This is a genomic window from Vibrio sp. 811, from assembly GCF_033339195.1.
Genome location: NZ_JAWOUB010000198.1, coordinates 1 through 879 on the forward strand (window position 1 = coordinate 1; position 879 = coordinate 879).

At 46.3% G+C, this 879-nt stretch carries 1 protein-coding gene; it reads left to right on the top strand.

Going from position 1 to position 879, the window contains the following annotated elements:
- Positions 1–879, top strand: an 879-nt coding sequence (locus R7Q46_RS25800) for an AAA family ATPase (protein ID WP_318078032.1), incomplete at both ends; no start/stop codon positions are given.

An 879-nucleotide genomic window follows, 5' to 3' on the forward strand; every position in this document is an offset into this window, starting at 1 on the left:
GCAGGCACTAAGTATCGTGGTGATTTCGAGAAACGTTTCAAATCGATTTTGAAGCAGCTTGAAAAAGAAGAAGATGCCATCCTGTTCATTGATGAGATCCATACTATTATCGGTGCTGGTGCAGCGTCTGGTGGTCAAGTCGATGCGGCAAACTTGATTAAACCTCTACTAAGTAGCGGTAAGTTGCGCTGTATTGGTTCAACTACCTACCAAGAGTACAGCAATATTTTCGAAAAAGAGCGTGCGCTATCTCGTCGCTTCCAAAAAATCGACGTTGTCGAACCATCTCTGGACGATACAACCAAGATCCTGATGGGCTTGAAACCAAAGTACGAAGCTCACCACGAAGTGCGTTACACCAACAAAGCACTGCGTGCAGCCGTAGAGCTGTCTGCGAAGTACATCAACGAACGTCATCTACCTGACAAAGCAATTGACGTTATTGATGAAGCCGGTGCTCGTAGTCGATTAGCTCCAGCAAGTCGTCGTAAGAAGACGGTTGGCGTGGCTGATATTGAAGCCATGGTTGCAAAAATGGCTCGAATTCCAGAGAAGTCGGTGTCTTCATCTGACAAAGACATCTTGAAGAATCTTGATGGCAAAATGAAGATGCTAGTCTTTGGTCAAGACAACGCTATTGATGCGCTTTCGGAGGCTATCAAACTGTCTCGTGCTGGTTTGGGCGTAGATAACAAGCCTGTGGGTTCGTTCTTGTTTGCAGGGCCTACTGGTGTGGGTAAAACCGAGGTAACTGTTCAGCTATCGAAACTGCTTGGTATTGAACTGCTTCGTTTTGATATGTCTGAGTATGGTGAGCGTCACTCTGTGAGCCGCTTAATTGGTGCTCCTCCAGGTTATGTTGGTTATGATCAAGGTGGC